This window comes from Stenotrophomonas sp. UBA7606, assembly GCF_002477705.1.
Classification (GTDB): Bacteria; Pseudomonadota; Gammaproteobacteria; order Xanthomonadales; family Xanthomonadaceae; genus Stenotrophomonas.
This window is the reverse complement of sequence record NZ_DLJW01000084.1, coordinates 22,594-40,591: the sequence shown is the minus strand read 5'-3', so window position 1 is coordinate 40,591 and position 17,998 is coordinate 22,594. Positions and strand designations below refer to the sequence as shown.

The 17,998-nt window shown below is 66.7% G+C and carries 10 protein-coding genes; 5 read left to right on the top strand and 5 right to left on the bottom strand.

The window, feature by feature from the left end; genetic code table 11:
* Positions 1–25: 25 nt before the first annotated feature.
* The gene (locus B2527_RS10705; protein ID WP_293711812.1) at positions 26–3,805 is read right to left on the bottom strand and encodes a translocation/assembly module TamB domain-containing protein; all 3,780 of its coding nucleotides are present in this window, start codon (positions 3,803–3,805) and stop codon (positions 26–28) included.
* Positions 3,806–3,882: 77 nt separating this feature from the next.
* A complete protein-coding gene (locus tag B2527_RS10700) occupies positions 3,883–5,682 on the bottom strand; it encodes an autotransporter assembly complex protein TamA (protein ID WP_293711790.1) in 1,800 nt (599 codons plus the stop codon).
* A 346-nt stretch (positions 5,683–6,028) separates the two neighbouring features.
* Here B2527_RS10700 and B2527_RS10695 point away from each other — a divergent pair, with 346 nt between their 5' ends.
* The gene (locus B2527_RS10695) at positions 6,029–8,803 is read left to right on the top strand and encodes a TonB-dependent receptor (protein ID WP_293711787.1); all 2,775 of its coding nucleotides are present in this window, start codon (positions 6,029–6,031) and stop codon (positions 8,801–8,803) included.
* Positions 8,804–8,850: 47 nt separating this feature from the next.
* Here B2527_RS10695 and B2527_RS10690 read toward each other — a convergent pair whose 3' ends face one another.
* Genes B2527_RS10690 through glyQ form a run of 3 tightly spaced genes read right to left on the bottom strand, consistent with a single transcriptional unit; the run spans position 8,851 to position 13,397 of the window.
* Complete coding sequence (locus tag B2527_RS10690; protein WP_293711784.1) at positions 8,851–10,413, bottom strand: tetratricopeptide repeat-containing sulfotransferase family protein; 1,563 nt, start codon at positions 10,411–10,413, stop codon at positions 8,851–8,853.
* A 3-nt stretch (positions 10,414–10,416) separates the two neighbouring features.
* Positions 10,417–12,489, bottom strand: coding sequence for a glycine--tRNA ligase subunit beta (gene glyS / locus B2527_RS10685; protein ID WP_293711781.1), 2,073 nt, complete (start codon positions 12,487–12,489; stop codon positions 10,417–10,419).
* Entirely contained in the window at positions 12,486–13,397 is a 912-nt protein-coding gene (gene glyQ / locus B2527_RS10680; RefSeq protein ID WP_293711779.1) for a glycine--tRNA ligase subunit alpha, read from the bottom strand. The genes glyS and glyQ overlap by 4 nt, the downstream gene beginning before the upstream one ends.
* Positions 13,398–13,510: 113 nt before the next feature.
* Between glyQ and B2527_RS10675 the strand changes: the two genes are divergently transcribed.
* From B2527_RS10675 to B2527_RS10660, 4 genes are all read left to right on the top strand, one after another.
* A complete protein-coding gene (locus B2527_RS10675) occupies positions 13,511–15,295 on the top strand; it encodes a GspE/PulE family protein (RefSeq protein WP_293711809.1) in 1,785 nt (594 codons plus the stop codon).
* Positions 15,292–16,017, top strand: a complete 726-nt coding sequence (locus B2527_RS10670) for a glutamine amidotransferase (protein WP_293711776.1) — start codon at positions 15,292–15,294, stop codon at positions 16,015–16,017. Before B2527_RS10675 ends, B2527_RS10670 begins: the two co-directional genes overlap by 4 nt.
* On the top strand, positions 16,018–16,551 hold the full coding sequence (locus tag B2527_RS10665; protein ID WP_293711773.1) for a 2'-5' RNA ligase family protein: 534 nt from the start codon (positions 16,018–16,020) through the stop codon (positions 16,549–16,551). It abuts the gene before it with no gap.
* A gap of 530 nt (positions 16,552–17,081) precedes the next feature.
* The gene (locus tag B2527_RS10660; RefSeq protein WP_293711770.1) at positions 17,082–17,984 is read left to right on the top strand and encodes a BPSS1780 family membrane protein; all 903 of its coding nucleotides are present in this window, start codon (positions 17,082–17,084) and stop codon (positions 17,982–17,984) included.
* Positions 17,985–17,998: the final 14 nt, after the last annotated feature.

The following is a 17,998-nucleotide window of genomic DNA, read 5'->3' as shown; positions in this document are numbered from 1 at the left end:
AACGGCCGGCCCTGGCCGGCCCGCCTTACTTTTCCTTGCGCCAGTTCACCGAACCACGGTTCTCCACCGTGGACGATTCCACTTCGATGTCGAAGCCGCGGCGCAGCAGGTACTTCAGGGTCAGCACCGAACCGCTGCCGACCAGCGACACGCCATAGCCGATGTAGAGCTTGGGCGTGATGTACTTGCCCACGCCGATCACCGAGCCACCCAGTGCACGCGACTGGCTGACACCGGCATCATCCAGGCCGAGCTTGGCACCGACCTGCGCGGCCAGCAGGCCACTGCCGGCCGACAGCGCCGCCGAGGCGGCGTTCACCTGCTGGGCCTGGTCGCTGCTGGCCATGCTCAGGCTGCGCCCCAGCACCAGGTAGGCCAGCGATTCGGATTGGGACATCGCCGGGTCCGACCACACCTCCACCTTCGGTGCCTGGGCGCGGCCGGTGACGTGGATACCGGCGGTGACATCACCGATCTCGCGCTGCGCCTTGATGTTGATGCGCGGATCGGAGACCACGCCGTAGTTCCACAGCAGTTGCCCGTCGGTGATGGTCAGGTCCTGGCCGTAGGCCTTGTAGCGGCCACTGACTTCCAGGCCGCCATTGGCAGTCATCTCGCGGCCCGGGCGGGCGCGCACCTGCATCTTGCCGGTCAATGCACCCTTCAGGCCGAAGCCGCTCATCTTGACCTTGTTGCCGAGGCTGACTGTCAGGTCCATGTCCAGCGGCGAGGACGGGCCTTCCTCCGGGTCAACCGGGTCCAGCACCACGATGTCCTCGGAGACCGAGGTGCCACGGTCCAGGCGTTCCAGGTCCAGGTCGGCCTCGGGCACGTGCACGCTGCCACGCAGCTCCATCGCGGTGCCCGCCAGGGTGAAGTTCAGATCCGGGTTGGCCACCACGCGCAGTTCGCTGGTGTTGGCCAACAGCACGTTGTCACCAAAGATATGCAGTTGCAGCGGCTGCGCGTCACCGAACCAGGACAGGCCACCGTCCACCTGCAAGGCACCTTCGCCACCGGTCTTGGCCGAGGCACGGATACGCGCCGAGCCGTCAGGCTGGGCGATGAAGTTGCCCTTGCCCTCGCTCAGGGTCAGGCCCAGTGCCGGGAACTCGCCGGTGAAGTTGCTGAGCGTGGCCTCGCCACCCAGGCTGGGCTGCGAGCGGGTGCCGCGCAGGCTCACGTGGCCCTCGATCAGGCCCTGCGGGCGCACGATGTCCGGCGAGAACAGCTCTATCCAGTACAGCCGCGACATGTTGAGGTAAAGCTCGCCGTTGAGTGCCGCATTGGGCTCCCAGCCGGTCTGCACCTTGGCATCGACGAAGCCATCGCCCTGGAAGCCCACACCGAGGTAGCCCTTGATCGCATTGGGCTGCATGTCGACGTTGAGCGAGAAGTGGTCGTAACGCACCAGCTCGCCCCGGGCGTTGTCGCCCAGGCGGATGCCGCCTTCGGCCGAGGCCAGCTTGAACGCGCCCTCCCAGGCATTGCCGCGCGGGCGGATGTTGCCGTCGATGGTCACCTCACCACGCAGGTGGATGCGGCGGCCCTCGTTGGGCGGCAGCCACGGCTGCACCAGTGCCAGCGGCAGGGCGTCACCGCGCAGCTGCAGGCCCTCGCGCGGCCAGTTGGCAGCCACGCACAACGCACCGCCGGTGTCCGAGCCCAGGCAGGCATCGGACAGGGTGAAATTGCTGCCCTGCACGTTGAACGCAGCAGCCTGCCGCAGCTGCCACGGCGCGCCCTTGACCGGGGCAACCCGCAGCGAGGCCAGTTCGCCACGCCAGGCTTGCCCTTGCTGGCGCACGCTGCCACTGAGCGCGAGCGCGCCCATGTCGTTGCGGGTGTCGGCCTCCAGCTGCAGGTCCTGCATGCTGCCGCGTGCGTTGATACGCACCTGGTCCAGCAGCATGCCGACTTCGATCGCGCTGCCCTGGATTTCCAGCGCACCGTTGCTGCCCTGCCATGGCAGGCGGCCATTGATGCTGATCTGCTGCGCCTTCCAGTCGTCCCACTGCAGACCGCTGCCGCGCAGGTCGGCGGTGATATCCGGCTGTGTGGGGGTACCCCGCAGCTGCACGGTACCGGCCAGGCTGCCGCTGCCACTGGGCAGCAGATCGGACAGGTGCAACGGCTCCAGCCGGGCATCCACGTCCAGGCGGTCGCCCACCTTGCCCTTGGCCTCGATGCGGCTGTCGCCCATCACCAGGCGCACGTCACCTTCGCCCTGGGTACCCTGCAGCGCCAGCTTGGCGCGTGCGTCCACGTTGCGCCCGCGCAACCGGCCCTTGAGCTGGGGGATGTCGGCAGTGGCTTCAAAGCGCAGATCCTCGGTGCCGGCCGGTGGCGGCAGCTGCTTGCCCTTGGAGGCCACGCTGCCGGACAGGTTGCCTTCCCAACCCGGGGCGAAATAGCCGGGATCGAAATTGGCCAGCTTGACGTCCACGTCCCAGCTCAGTTCCGGCGCCCATGCGGCGGACCCGGCCAGCGTCAGTTCGCCCCCCGGGGTGGTCGCCTTCAGGTGCTGGATATGCGCCTGCTGGTCGTTGCCGCGCACATCGAAATCAAGCTTGGCGTCCTGTGCCTCACGGGCCACCTCGGCCTTGCCTATGGCGGCCCAGTTCTTCAGGTTGCCGGCCACGCCCAAGCGCGCCTGCTGCAGGTACAGCGGCACCGGCGTGCTGTCCGGCTGGGTCGGGTCCGGTTCGGGCGTGTAGGTCAGCTGGTTGGCCACCACCGCGAAATTGAACCCCGGGTTCTGCGCATCACTGAAATCGGCGGTGCCCTGCAGGCGTACGGTGCCGCCAAAGGCCTCGGCCACCAGCGGCGACACCGTCAGCACCTGGTTCTCGATGGCGACATTGGACGGTGCCAGCACCAGCTCGTTCTCGCCCTGGCGCGCACGGCCCTGCAACTGCGCCTTGCCGCCACGGCCACGCGCGGTGAAATCCAGCGCCAGCGGCGCCGGGGCCTCGGCCAGGAACTGCGCCGGCACCAGCTGCCCCAGGTCCAGTTGCTCGCTGCGTGCGGCCACGTTCCACACCGGATCATTGCGCCCGTCCAGGATCAGGCTGGCATGCAACGGCTTGGGCGCGTAACCGGCCAAGGCTACTTCCATATGCGCCAGGTCACCGCGCGCCACCAGTCCCAGGCGGGCGGGCACCTGGCCGGGGCGGGCCGGCATCAGTGCGCGCACGGTCAGATCGGTGGCGTAGTCCTTGCGCGGCAGGTAATGGCCATCGATGCGAAAATCACCCAGATTGCTGTTGACCTTCAGCTGGCTGGCGGTGAACTCGCCATTGGCCGCTTCCAGGCCACCGCGGATGCGGGTGATGTCGATGATCGGTTCCTGCAGCTGGGTGATGCGCAGGCCATCGACGACGATGGTGTCGGCCTGCAGCGCCAGCGGCAGCTCGATGGCCGGCAGCACATCCGGCCAGCGTGGCAGTTCGAACGGCTTGTCTTCCGAAGGCCCAAGCTCCAGCGTGGCGTCGGTGATGCGCAGCGCATCCAGGCGCAGCTTGCGGCCCAGCAGCGGCCGGATATCCGGGTCCAGGTAGGCCTTGGCGGCGGTGAAATGCAGCTCTTCGTAGCGGAAATCCAGGTCATGCAGGATCAACGGCCCGGCCAGCGGGCCCTCGGCCTTGCTCCAGGTCAGCGACGAGCCGGCCGGCAAGCGGGCAACCACCTGCGCCATCAGCACTTCGCGCCCGGCCACGGTCTGCAGCAGCCAGTACAGCGCGAACAGGGCCAGCAGCACCAGCACGGTGACGGTGATGCCGCTGCGTACCGCCAGCTTGCGCATGCGCGCCCTGCGCTTGGCACGCAGCTCGGCGATGCGGGCTTCGCGTTCTTCCGGGTTGATCTCGTCGGGACGTGTGCTCACAGGTCCGCTCCGATGTTGAGGTAGAGCTGGAACTGCGAATCCGGGCTGTTCAGGCCGTGCGCGATGTCAATGCGCACCGGCCCCACCGGCGACTTCCAGCGCACGCCGAAGCCGACGCCGGTATGCAGGTCGATGGTGTTGTCGAAGGCGCTGCCGGTATCCACGAACACCGCACCGCCCCAGGGGCCGCCGCCGAAGTAATGCTCATATTCGGCCGAGCCAACCACCAGGTTCTTCGCGCCCAGTGCGTACTTGTCCGGGGCCGGTGTGCGCGGGCCCACCTCGCGGAAGGCGTAGCCGCGGATGGAGCGGTCACCACCGGCGAAATAACGCAGGCTGGGCGGCATGGCCACCAGGTCGCTGGTCCAGGTGGTACCGGCCTGGCCACGCAGGATCAGCCGGTCGCTCTCGCCCAGCGGTATGTACCAGCGCAGGGTGGCGTCGGCCTGGATGAAGCTGGTGTCCGAACCGGCCCCCTCGATGCCGCCGCGCAGAGTGGCATTGCCGCTGATGCCCCGGCGCGGGAAGCTCTTGTCGTCAACATTGACGTAGTCAGCGGTGAGCTGCGGGTAGACCAGGGTGGAGTACTGGTACACCGCGTCGTTGAACTGGTCACCCGAGCTGTAGCGCCAGCGTTCGCGCAGCGCGTTCATCGAGACGATGGCGGTGAGGTTCTCGTTGATTTCGCCGCTGCGGCTGGCGATCAGCTTGAGGTTGCGCAGGTCGATGTAGTCGGTCTGCTCGTCGTAGGCGCTGACCGCATAGGTGTACCAACCGTCCAGCCAACGGAAGCCCGGCACCCGGTAGCTGGTGATCAGGCTCTTGCGCTTCTGCGCATAGTCGACCTGCGTGTTGAGCTTGTGCCCGCGCCGGTTGACGTAACGGCGCTCCACGCCGCCACGCACACCGGCGCCGCTTTCGCTGCCGTAGCTCAGGCCGGCGGTGTAGATGGTGCGCTTGGCGCGGGTCAGCTTGACGTTGACCGGCACCTCGCCGTTGTCGTCGGCCTGTTCCGGGTGCGGCTGGATGTCGATGACGCTGAAGTAGTCCAATTTGGTCAGCGATTCGCGCAGGCGATCGAGCTTGCCGTCATGCCAGTAGCTGCCCTGCTCCCAGTACACCAGCGGCTCGAACAGGCCGTCGCGGAAATAATCCTGCTCGAAGGTGATCGGCCCCATGTTGTAGCGGCGGCCGCTGTCCCAGGTGAGGAAGATGTCGGCAGCGTTCTCGGCGCGGGTGATTTCCACCTTGCGCTGGGTGAAATCGGCATCGAAGTAACCGCGCTCGGACAGGCGGCGGCTGATGGTGATCTTGCTGGCCTCGTAGTTGACCGAGTCGAACACGTCCCCGACCTGCGGGTTGAACGCCTCCAGGTCCTCGCGCAGGTAGCGATCGCGCGAGGCCGGGCCGGTGATGCCCACTTCCTCGTGGCGCACCTTGACCTGGGCGCCCTTGTCGACCTGGATCACCACCTGCAGGGTCTCGCCGGTACGCGGCGCGTCGACCGTGATGGTGGGGTTGTAGAAACCGAATGGCTCCAGCGCCTGCCGGGTCTGGCGTTCGGCCTGCGACAGCAGGTACTCCAGGCGCGATTCCCCCTGCACCTTGCCGATCGCGTCGTAGACCGACAGCGACACCTCGATGTTCTCGATGATCTCGGCGTCATCGCCCTTGTCCAGACCCTTGATCTGGACTTTTTCGATGGTGCCGCGGGCATGGGCAAGGGGAACTGCTGCCAGCGACGCCAGGAACAGAAGGAGCGGGGTGATTCGAGATAGCTGCATGCGCGTCAGCATACCGGTCCGAACATGACCGGCAAAATCACACGGCTGTCATGAAGCTGCCTGCGGCACTGGTGATCCACGCGGCGGGGGTGGCCCGTGTAGTGCCGAGCCATGCTCGGCAGAGGCCGTAGCGGGAATGCCCCAGCTGAGCATGGCTCGGCACTACGTTCGATTCACCCGCCTCCACCACGCTGTACGGACCATCACGCCATATTGACGGGTACGGTTAAACTATCGTGAAACACCCAGCCGCTCCGGTTCCTAGAACACGTGGTGATGCTGTCCCGGGTTACGTGCTCCATGAAGGAGCAGCCGGTTGACTGGGCCCCAGGCACTTCCACAAGTCCAGGTACCCATGATGAAACGACAACTCCTCAGCGCGGCCGTGTGCACCGCCATTGCCGCGTATTCGTCCCTTTCCTTCGCCCAGACCCAGACCGATGCGGACAAAAGGAATGTTGAGACCCTCGACAAGATCACCGTCACCGGCTCGCTGATTCCGCAGGTGCAGGTCGAGACGGCCACGCCCATCACCTCGATCACCGCCCAGGACATCCAGAAGCAGGGCTTCAAGGATGTCTACGAGGTCCTGCGTTCGCAGCCACTGGCGACCGGTGCGGTACAGGACAGCCAGTTCTCCGGCGGTTTCACCTCGGCGGCCAAACCCATCAGCCTGCTCGGCCTGGACCCGGGCTTCACCCTGGTGCTGATCGACGGCAGGCCGATGGCCGATTACCCCTTGCTTTACAATGGCCAGAGCAACTTCGTCGACCTGGCCAGCGTCCCCACCGCCATGGTCGAACGCATCGACATCGCGCCGGGCAACCAGTCCTCGATCTACGGCTCCAGCGCGATCGCCGGCGTGGTCAACATCATCCTCAAGAAGCGGCTGGACGGCACCGAGCTGAGCTTCCGCATGGGCAGCTACGACGGCGGCGGTGGCGGCAACCAGCGCTTCCAGCTGACCAGCGGCCACAGCTGGGACAAGCTTGACCTGACTGCCGGCCTGCAGCTGAGCAACCAGGACCCGATCTACGGCTTCAACCGCAAGGACTTCGACTCCACCAACGACAACCCCGACGTCGCCGCGCGCTATGGCAGCCGCACCTTCGTGCACAACAGCAGCAGCGGCGCCTACATCGACCCCGGCGCCGCAGCCTGCGCACCGCTGGCTGGCCTGTTCGGGGGTACGACCTTCTACGACACCCGCCCTGGTCGCGGCAACTACTGCGGCAGCCGCTATGAACCGGGTTATTCGACCATCCTCAACAAGGAGCGCAGCGCGTCAGGCTACGCCAACCTCAATTACGCGCTCAACGACAGCACCGACATCTATGCCACGCTGCTGATGAACCGCACCAAGAACGAGAGCAACTCCGGCTCGCGTTTCTGGCAGCCATCGCTGGATACCAGCGGTTATATCTTCAACAACCTCACCGGCGACCTTGAGAGCTACCAGCGCATCTTCTCGCCGGAGGAGACCGGTGACGTCGACTTCAACAACGAGCGCCAGACCGCCGATTCGTACAACGTCGCCATCGGCATCAAGGGCGCGCTGGGCCAGTCGAACTGGGACTACAACGCCTACTACGCGCGCTCCGAATACCACATCGACAGCCGCCAGTGGTGGCCGTTGAAGGACAAGATGGAAGACTTCTTCCGCGAGCATTTCCTCGGGCCGCAGTTGGGCGACTACTACGGCTATCCGATCTACGAGCCGAACGATGCCGGCTTCTACCAGGCGCTGACCCCGGAGCAGTACCGCAGCTTCCAGGGTGAGATCCGCACCAAGTCCAAGACCTGGACGCAGAACGTCAACCTGCAGTTCACCAACACCTCGCTGTTTACCCTGCCCGCCGGTGACGTCGGCTTCGCCGGCGTGCTGCAGGCCGGCCAGCAATCGTGGAGCAACCCGACAGACACGCGTGTGGTCACCGACCAGTTCTGGGGCCTGAGCGGCACCCAGGGCAAGGGCAAGCGCGACAACTGGGCGGCGGCGGTGGAACTGCGCGTGCCGATCTTCAGCAAGCTCACCGCCAGCCTGTCCGGGCGCTATGACGACTACAAGAACGATGGCGGCGGCAGCGACTCCCGCGCCACCTGGAAGGCGGCACTGGAGTACCGGCCGATCGACTCGCTGCTGTTCCGCGGCAACTACGCCACCGCGTTCAAATCGCCGGACATGTCCTATGTATTTGCCGGCGACAGCGGCTTCTACACCTTCGTGCCTGATTACTACCGCTGTGCCACCGAGCAACCCGGCGTTCCGATTGCCCAGTGCACGCTCAACGATGAGCAGGTCCGCGGCTCCCGCTCCGGCAACGGTGACCTGAAGTCGATCACCGCCAAGTCCTGGGGCGGCGGCGTGGTCTGGTCGCCCAACAGCAGCTTCACGGTCAGCGCCGACTACTACCGGATCAAGATCGACAACAAGGTCGCCGACCTCGACCTGGACCTGCTGTTGCGCAATGAGTCGGCATGCCGCCAGGGCCAGCTGGATGCCAACTCCCCGACCTGCGTCGACGCCCTGCAACGCATCGGCCGTGCCGGCGCGAACGCACCGCAGCCCAACCAGCTCAACACCGTGGCGGTCAACCCGATCAACGTCGCCAAGGAGGATGTCAGCGGCGTCACCGCCAACCTGGACTACCGCTGGGCTACCGACAGCTGGGGCAGCTTCATGCTGGGCGCGCGCTACAACGTCACCCTCAAGCATGAGAGCCAGCAGTATCCGGAGGACCCGGTGATCGACCTGCTGCGCAATCCCTACTACTCCTCGGAGTTCAAGAACATCTTCAGCGGCACCCTGGGCTGGCAGATGGGCGACTGGACCACGACGTTGTATGGCATCCGTTATGGCCGCACGCCCAACTTCGCCGCCCAGGACACCACCGACGGCTATGCCGCCGATGACGCAGGCAAGGTCAAGGCCTGGACCACCTTCAACCTGACCGTGGACTACGCGGTAACCGATGATGTCTCGTTGAGCCTGACCGCCAACAACCTCACCGGTGAACGGCCGCCGCGTGACCGCACCTACACCACGTATCCGTACTACAACATCTTCAACTACAACGGCTATGGCCGCTCGTACATGCTGGAGATGAACTGGCGCTTTGGCCGTAACCAGTAAACACGATGCAGCAGCAATGAACAGGAGCGGCCACGGCCGCTCCTGTGCTATCTACCCTTCTGCAAGCGCTCGCGCAGCGGCGCGAGCTCGCTGGCATAGCGTTGCCATTCGTCGATATTGCGTGCGTGCACCGGCTCGCGCACCTGCACGCTGCTCAGGGTGGCAGTCGCGGCCGCATTGCGGGTCAGGTCACTGCCACCGCTTTCCGTGGCCAGTCCGCAGCGCTGCAGCACCTGTGCCAAGGCCGCATCCGGGTCGTGCACCATCGCTTCGTAGTCGATCTCCAGCACCCGCCCCGGCAGATGCTGCTGCCAGGCCTGCATCAGCTGCGCATGCGCCGCGTGGTGCGCAGCCAGGGCGTCAAGCTCATAGCTGTAAGCATAGGAGTCGCCGAACATGGCGCGGTAGTTGGAAAAACACACCGCCATGGGATCGCGCCTGACGTAGACGATCACCGCCTGCGGCAACGCGCGCGCGATCGGGCCTGCCAGCAGGTAATTCGGTGGCAGCTTGTCGATGAAACGGCGCTGCCCATCCAGGCGCCAGCGCGTCTGCCGCAGATAACCGTTGCCGACGGCCGCGTAATCCAGCGTTGGCAGCGCCTGCAGCAAGGCCGGGTCAAGCAGCGCGCGCCCGGCCTGGTCGGCGGCCAGTCGCAATTGCTGGGCAAAATCGCCAAGTTCGCCGGCAGACGCTACCTGCGAATGATTGCCGAGCATGCGCTCAAGCACCGTGGTGCCCGAACGCGGCATGCCGATGATGAAGATGGGCTGTGCGCCCTCTTCCTCATCCGCAGATTCGATTGGCGCGAACGTGCCCGCTGCCGCCAGCCGCGCCATCGCCTCGTGTTGCGCATGATCGGCCAGGCGATCGTGGCGCAGGCGCCGCCACATCGCGGTATTGCCTTGCCGCAGCGCATCCCATGCCGCAGGAAAATCACCGAGGTCTTCCAGTTCTTTGTACAGCGCGAACCACAGCGCGGCGGTGTCCTCGCTGTCCGTTGCCGTTGTTTGCAGCTGCCTGCGCAGGCCATCGACATGGTTGTCGTCTGCACGCCAGCGGCGCAGGCGTGCACGTGTCAGCGCGGCGCGGCCGTGGCCGGGGTTCAACAGCAGGCAGCGCGTGAGTGCCTGCTCGGCCGCGTCCAGCTCACCGTTGAACTGCAGCTGCACGCCAAGGAAGTAGTGGAAATCGGGACTGTCGAATCCCACCGCCGCCGCACGCTGCATCAATTGCAGGGCATCGGCATGCAGCCCGAGTGATTGCAGCACGTGGGCCAGGGCCGCCAGCGTCGGGCTGTCGTTGCAGCGGGCCACGCAGGCGTTGCGCATCAACCGCGCCACGCCCTCGCTGTCGCCAACACGCAGCAAGGCCTGGGCGACGCGCAGCAGCAGCGCCGGGTCGCGATAATCCAGGCTGGCGGCCTGCTGCAGTTGCTGCACGGCCTCGCGCAGCCGCCCCTGTGCCAGGACGGTGCCGGCCAGCATCACCCGCGCATAGGCGTGCGCGGGTTGCTGATCCACCACGGCGCGCAGCTGCCGCTGCGCCTCCGGTATGTCACGCCGGGCCAGAGCGGCCTGTGCGGACTGCCAGGAGGCGCCGGTGTCCATGCCTCAGTTGGACAGGTGCTCGATCGCAGCCACGCTGCCGAGGCGGTCACCCAGCGTGCGCAGCAGCGCCAAGCGGTTACCACGCAGCGCCGGATCCTCGGCATTGACCATCACCGCGTCGAAGAACGCATCCACCTGCGGGCGCAGGCGGGCCAGGCGGCCGAGCACGGCCACGTAGTCCTTGTGTGCCAGTGCCACACCGGTGTCGTCGATGGCGGCGGTCACCGCCTCGGCCAGCTCGCTCTCGGCCGGTTCACGCAGCAGCGACGGATCGATGCTGCCCGGGATCGCGCCCTCGGCCTTGCGCAGGATGTTGCGGATGCGCTTGTTGGCGGCGGCCAGCGCTTCGGCTTCCGGCAGCTGGGCAAAGGTGCCGATGGCATCGATGCGACGGTCGAAGTCGTACAGCGAGGCCGGCTTCAGCTCGGCGACGGCATTGAAGTGGGTGGCCGGCACGCCCTTGTCGGCGTAGTAGCCCTTCAAGCGGTCGATGATGAAGTCGTAGAGCTCACCGGCATCAGCCTGCACCTTGCGCTCGGCCAAGCCAGCATTTGCCGAAGCCAGCAACGCCGGCAGATCCAGATCAAAACCCGACTCGATGATGCTGCGGGCCAGACCCAGCGCATTACGACGCAACGCGAACGGGTCCTTGTTGCCGGTCGGCTTCAGGCCTGCGGCAAAGCCGCCGGCCAGCGTGTCCAGGCGTTCGGCAATGGCCAGTACCTTGCCCAGCGCCGATGCCGCGATGTCATCGGCGGCAAAGCGCGGCTGGTAGCTCTCGTCGATGGCCAGCGCCACCGACGGCGATTCGCCACCGGCAACGGCGTAGTGACGCCCAGCAATACCCTGCAGTTCCGGGAATTCGTTGACCATGCGCGACTGCAGGTCGTTCTTGGCCAGCTCGGCGGCACGCTTGGCCTGCACCGGGTCGGCGCCCACCTGCGGCGCGATGATCTGCGCCAGCGCGCTGACACGCTGCACCTTGTCGGCCACGCTGCCCAGCTTGGCCTGGTAGGTGACGGTCTTCAGGCCCTCGCCCATTGCCACCAGGCCCTGCTTGAGGTCTTCGTCAAAGAAGAACTTGGCATCGGAGAAACGCGGGCGGATCACGCGCTCGTAGCCCTTGGAAACCTCGGCCACGTCCCTGGATTCGATATTGGCGATACCGATGAACTTCTCGGTCAGCTTGCCGCCGGCATCGAGCACCGGGAAGAACTTCTGGTTGATCTCCATGGTCTCGATCAGCGCTTCCTGCGGCACGGCCAGGAATTCGCGCTCGAAACTGCACAGCACCGCCGCCGGCCATTCGACCAGGTTGACCACCTGTTCCAGGTTGTCGTCGGTGATGCGGGCCACGCCACCCGCCTGCGCGGCGGCGGCATTGACCTCGGCGACGATGCGCTCGCGGCGCGCGTCGGCATCGACCAGCACATTGGCGGCCTTCAGCGATTCAACGTAGTCGGCTGGGTTGCTCAGCCACACCTGCTTGTCGGCCATGAAACGGTGGCCACGGCTGAAGCGGTCAGACGTCAGGCCCAGCAGCTCGGCCGGCACGATGTCGTTGCCGTGCAGCAGCACCAGCCAATGCACCGGGCGGGCGAAGGCGTATTCGTGGTTGCCCCAGCGCATCGGTTTGGGGATGGGCATGGCGGCGATGGCCTCGCGCAGGATCTCCGGCAGCAGGCTGGCGGTCTGCGCGCCCGGGGTCACCGAACGCAGCACGAAACGCTCGCCCTTGGCATCGGTGGTGCGCTCCAGCGCGGTCCAGTCGATGCCGGCCTTCGCGGCAAAGCCCTGCAGCGCCTTGGTCGGCTCGCCGTTGGCGTCCAGGGCGATGTTCAGGTACGGGCCGAATACTTCCGAGTGCTGCTCGGGCTGTTCGGTTTCCACGCCCGGCAACAGCACGGCCAGGCGACGCGGGGTCGACAGCGGCTTGGCATCGCCACGCTCGAAAGCCACGCCACGCTTGGCCAGGCCGTCGATCACGCCATCGAAGAAGGCTTGCGCCAGGCCCGGCAGCGCCTTGACCGGCAATTCTTCCACGCCCAGTTCGATCAGCAGCGGTTGCATGCTCATGCCTGCACCTCCTTCGCTGCGACCGCTTCGAGGCGCTTGGCCTCGTACAGCTTGGCCACCGCCTGGGCCAGCGCGCGCACGCGCAGGATGTAGCGCTGGCGCTCGGTCACCGAGATGGCGCGGCGTGCGTCGAGCAGGTTGAACGAATGCGACGCCTTGCAGACCTGTTCATAGGCCGGGAGCGGCAGGCCGGCTTCCACCAGCTTCTGCGCTTCCTTCTCGCAGGCGTCGAAGCGATGGAACATTTCTTCCACGTCGGCGTACTCGAAGTTGTAGGTGCTCTGCTCCACCTCGTTCTGGTGGTAGACATCGCCGTAGGTGACCGGGGTGCCGTCCGGACCGTAGGTCCAGATCAGGTCATAGACGTTGTCGCAGTTCTGCAGGTACATGCAGAGCCGCTCCAGGCCGTAGGTGATCTCGCCCAGCACCGGCTTGCACTCCAGGCCGCCGGCCTGCTGGAAGTAGGTGAACTGGGTGACTTCCATGCCGTTGAGCCAGATTTCCCAGCCCAGGCCCCAGGCGCCCAGGGTCGGCGATTCCCAGTTGTCCTCGACAAAGCGCAGGTCGTGCACCAGCGGGTCGATGCCCAGCGCCTTGAGCGAGTCCAGGTAGAGCTGCTGGATGTTGTCCGGGCTCGGCTTCATCGCCACCTGGTACTGGTAGTAGCGCTGCAGGCGGTTGGGGTTCTCGCCGTAGCGGCCGTCGGTGGGGCGGCGCGAGGGCTGCACATAGGCGGCATTCCAGCTTTCCGGGCCGATCGAGCGCAGGAAGGTGGCGGGGTGGAAGGTGCCGGCACCGACCTCCAGGTCCAGCGGCTGGATCAAGACACAGCCCTGTTTCGCCCAGAAATCATTGAGGGTCTGGATCAGTCCCTGGAAGGTAATCGAAACGGGGGGAGTCGCGGACATGCTGCCTGAGCCGTACGTAAGGGGTGCGTTAGTATAACGACCGACCGCGCGATGGCCGCGCCAGCAAGGGGTTTGGGGTGGAACAACCGGCCGCGCACAGCGCTTACGAACCCTTGGCACAGGTCGCCATCAGCGCTGGCAGGCTGCAGTTTGCCAATGTGGTGGCGGCCCTGCTGGGCGACGGCCTGGTGGCCGCGCAGGACCAGGAACGCATCCGTTTTTCCGCCCAGGGCGCGCGCAACGCCAGCGAAGTCCACCCCTTGGTACTGCTGGCCAACCTGAAACTGGCCGCCGCCCCGCCGGCCAGCGGCGAGCTGGGCCTGGAGCGGCTGACCGAGTGGCTGGCCGGGCGCACCCACTGCCGCTACCTGCGCATCGACCCCACCCGGGTGGACGTGGCCGGCGCCACCGCCGTGGTCTCCCATGCCTATGCCCGCCGCCACCGCATCCTGCCCCTGGCGGTGGACAGCGAGCGCGTGCTGGTGGCCACCAGCGAGCCGATGGCGCGCGACTGGGTGCCCGACCTGCAACACCTGAGCCGGCGCCGCATCGACGTGGTGATGGTCAACCCGCTGGACCTGCACCGGTATTCGATGGAGTTCTTCGGCGTCACCCGCTCTGTCCGTGGTGCCCGCAGCGACGCCCGTGACAACAGCAACGGGGTGACCCCGCCCAGCTTCGAGCAGTTGGTGGAGCTGGGCAGCGGTGGCGACGTCAATGCCGACGACCACCATGTGGTCAGCATCGTCGACTGGCTGCTGCAGTACGCCTACGAGCAGCGCGCCAGCGACATCCACATGGAGCCGCGGCGCGACAAGGGCCGGGTGCGCTTCCGCATCGACGGCGTGCTGCACAAGGTGTTCGAGCTGCCGCCGTCGGTGATGACCGCCGTGGTCAGCCGCATCAAGGTGCTGGGGCGCATGGACCTGGCCGAGCGCCGGCGCCCGCAGGACGGCCGCATCAAGACCCGTTCGCCGGGTGGGCGCGAGGTGGAGATGCGCCTGTCGACCATGCCCACCGCCTTCGGCGAGAAGTGCGTGATGCGCATCTTCGACCCGGACTCGGCGTTCAAGAGCATCGAGCAGCTGGGCTTCAGCCCGGAAGAGGCAGCCGGCTGGAACGAGCTGGTGGCGCGCCCGCACGGCATCGTGCTGGTCACCGGCCCCACCGGCTCGGGCAAGACCACCACCCTGTATTCCACACTCAAGCGGCTGGCCACGCCGGACGTCAACGTGTGCACGGTCGAAGACCCGATCGAAATGATCGCGCCCGAGTTCAACCAGATGCAGGTGCAGACCAACATCGACCTGGACTTCGCCTCCGGCGTGCGCACCCTGCTGCGACAGGACCCGGACATCATCATGATCGGCGAAATCCGCGACCTGGAAACCGCGCAGATGGCGGTGCAGGCCTCGCTGACCGGCCACCTGGTGCTGTCCACCCTGCATACCAACGATGCGCCCTCGGCGATCACCCGCCTGCTCGACCTTGGCGTGCCGCATTACCTGATCGCCTCCACCGTCAACGGCGTGCTGGCACAGCGCCTGGTGCGCACCCTGTGCCCACACTGCAAGGCGCCAGACACGCTGACAGACGCTGATTGGGCACCGCTGCGTCATGCCCATGAAGCATTACCAGATGTGGTCACGGCATATGCGCCGGTCGGCTGCCTGGAGTGCCGGCGCACCGGTTACATGGGCCGGATCGGCCTGTATGAGCTGCTGCCACTGGGTTCGCGGCTGCGCGCACGGATCACCCGCGACATGGATCTGGCTGGGTTCAGCCAGGCGGCCGCTGCCGAAGGGCTGCGCACGCTGCGCCGTACCGGGCTTGAAAAGGTGGCCGCAGGGCTGACTACAATCGAGGAAGTCCTGTCAGTCCTGCCGCCCTCGGAATGAAGCCCCAGCCGTTCTTGATCGTTGAAACCGGGCAACCGTTCCCGACCCTGCGCCGTTATGGCCGCTTCCCGCACTGGATCCGCGTCGCCGCCGGGCTGGAAGTAGCCGAGACGGTGGTGGTCAACGTCGAGCACGGCGAGCAGTTGCCGGAGCGCGGTAACTTCGCCGCCACCATCGTCACCGGCTCGGCCGCCTTCGTCACCGACCGTGCCGAGTGGAGCGAGCGCAGCGCCGACTGGCTGCGCGACGCGGCCCACGCCGGCATGCCGCTGCTGGGCATCTGCTATGGCCACCAGCTGTTGGCGCATGCCTTGGGCGGAGAGGTGGCCTACAACCCGGCCGGGCGCGAATCCGGCACCATCCGCCTGCAGCTGGAAGCCCCGGCCTCGGCCGATCCGCTGTTCGCCGGCCTGCCGGCCAGCTTCCCGGCCCACGCCACCCACCTGCAGACGGTGTTGCGCGCACCCGAAGGCGCCACCGTGCTGGCGCGTTCGGTGCAGGACAACTGCCACGCCTTCCGCTGGGGCGAGCAGGCCTGGGGCCTGCAGTTCCACCCCGAGTTCGCCACCCACCACATGCGCGGTTACGTCCGCGCCCGCGCCGACTGCATCGCCCGCCATGGCGGCTGCGCCCGCAGCGTGGCCCGCGACGTAAGCGCCGCACCCTTGGCCCGCCAGCTGTTGCGCCGTTTTGTCCGCCACGTACGGCGCGAAGTGCACTGAATGCAGATGGTCGGGCACCCCATCTATGTGGTGCTGGAACTGCCCGAACCTGCCGCCACCGCGGTACTGACGATACGCCGCCGATACGATCCGCGCCTGGCGGGCTTCCCCGCCGAAATCACCGTGGCCGGGTCCTCCGGCGTCGGGCCGTTGATGGCGGAACAGGCATTGGAGCCCGTGCTCGAATGCCTGCAGCACATCGCCGATACCTGCCTGCCGGTCCGCCTGCGGTTTGCCGGCCTGCGGCGCTTTGCCAGCGGCCCGGTGATCTGGCTGGCACCGGCCGATCCGGCCCCCCTGTTGGCCTTGCACCAGCGCCTGGCGGGTAGCGGGCTTGCGTTTGCACCGCATCGTTTCGAGTTCACCCCGCATTGCAGTGTCTGCAGCAGTGCGCTGGACCCGGCGCAGCAAGCGCGGCTGTTGGCCGAACCGGTGCCGGCCGGGACGTTCGAGCTGAGCCGGCTGGTGCTGTACGCGGTGGTGGACGGCAGCCCGCAGTTGCTGCATCGGGTGGAGCGCCGTCAGGCGCCTTGAGCCGGCGACGATGCGGTAGCGCCGAGCCATGCTCGGCTGAGGCCTTATCGGGAACGCCCTGCCGAGCATGGCTCGGCACTACCAACAGCGACGATCCACGCGAACCGGCCTGTACAGCCGAGCCATGCTCGGCTGAGACCTTGCCGGGAACGCCCCTTGCCGAGCATGGCTCGGCACTACCACCAGCGACGATCCACGCGAACCGCCCTGTAGAGCCGAGCCATGCTCGGCTGAGACCTTGCCGGGAAGGCCCCTTGCCGGGCATGGCTCGGCACTACCAACAGCGACGATCCACGCGAAGCGCCCTGTAGAGCCGAGCCTTGCTCGGCTGCGGCCTTACCGGGAACGCCCCCTGCCCCCTGCCCCCTGCCCCCTGCCGAGCATGGTTCGGCACTACCGGCGGCAGCTGCAGCGGCGGACTCATTGTTCCCCCCACCGTTACTTGTTCCTCATAACCCCGCCCGGGTTTCAGGCGATAATCGTCCCAGCGCCGGTCTGTCACCGGTGCCCTCCCCTGTTTCGGAACTGCAATGAGCGAGATTCGCAAGGTACCTGCCTCGGCCGGCGCGGAATGGCTGCTGACCGGCTTCGGCCTGCTCAAGCGCGCGCCCCTGGCCCTGGGTTCGCTGGGCATCCTGTGGGGCGTCGGCACCTCGCTGGTGCTGTCGCTGTCGATGCTGGTGCCCGCACTTGGCACGGTGGTGCAGCTGCTGCTGTTGCTGGCCGGGCCGCTGTTCATGGGCGGCCTGCTGTGGGCCATCCGCGAGGTCGATCAGGGCCGCGCCGCCAAGCCTTCGCACCTGCTGCAGGGCGTGCAGGAAGGCCGCGCGCCGCACCTGCTGGTGGCCCTGCTGCCACAGCTGTTCGCCGCCCTGCTGCTGGGCACGCTGCTGCTGGTACTGGTCGGCACCGATGGCCTGCAACAATTGTCGGTCGTGATGGTCAAGCTCAATGAGATCAGCCAGTCCGGTGCGCAACCGGACCCGGCGCAGATCGAGGCGCTGGTGGCGACGCTGCCGGCCGGGCGCATCCTGCTGTGGCTGTTGTTGTTGCTGGCCAGCTTCGTCGCCCTGACCCTGGCCCTGTTCGTGATGCCGCCGCAGGTGATGTTCGAGCGTTCCGGCGGCGTGCATGCCCTGCGCCAGAGCCTGCGCGCCAGCATCCACAACCTGCCGGCCATGCTGGTGTTCTTCGTGCTGGCCTTCATCGCCATCTTCGCGATCTATTTCGCGGTGATGATCGTCGCGCTGATCATCGGCCTGATCGCCGGCCAGACCGCGGCTTTGGCGGTGGCACAGCTGCTGCTGATGGCGGTGCTGATGCCCACCTTCGCCGGTGCGGTCTATGCGGCATGGAAGCAGATGCTGGCACCGGCAGATGCGGCCGGCACCACCCCGCCGCCGGTAAGCAGCGGCCACGTGTTCGAAGCATGAAATAGCCAGGAACG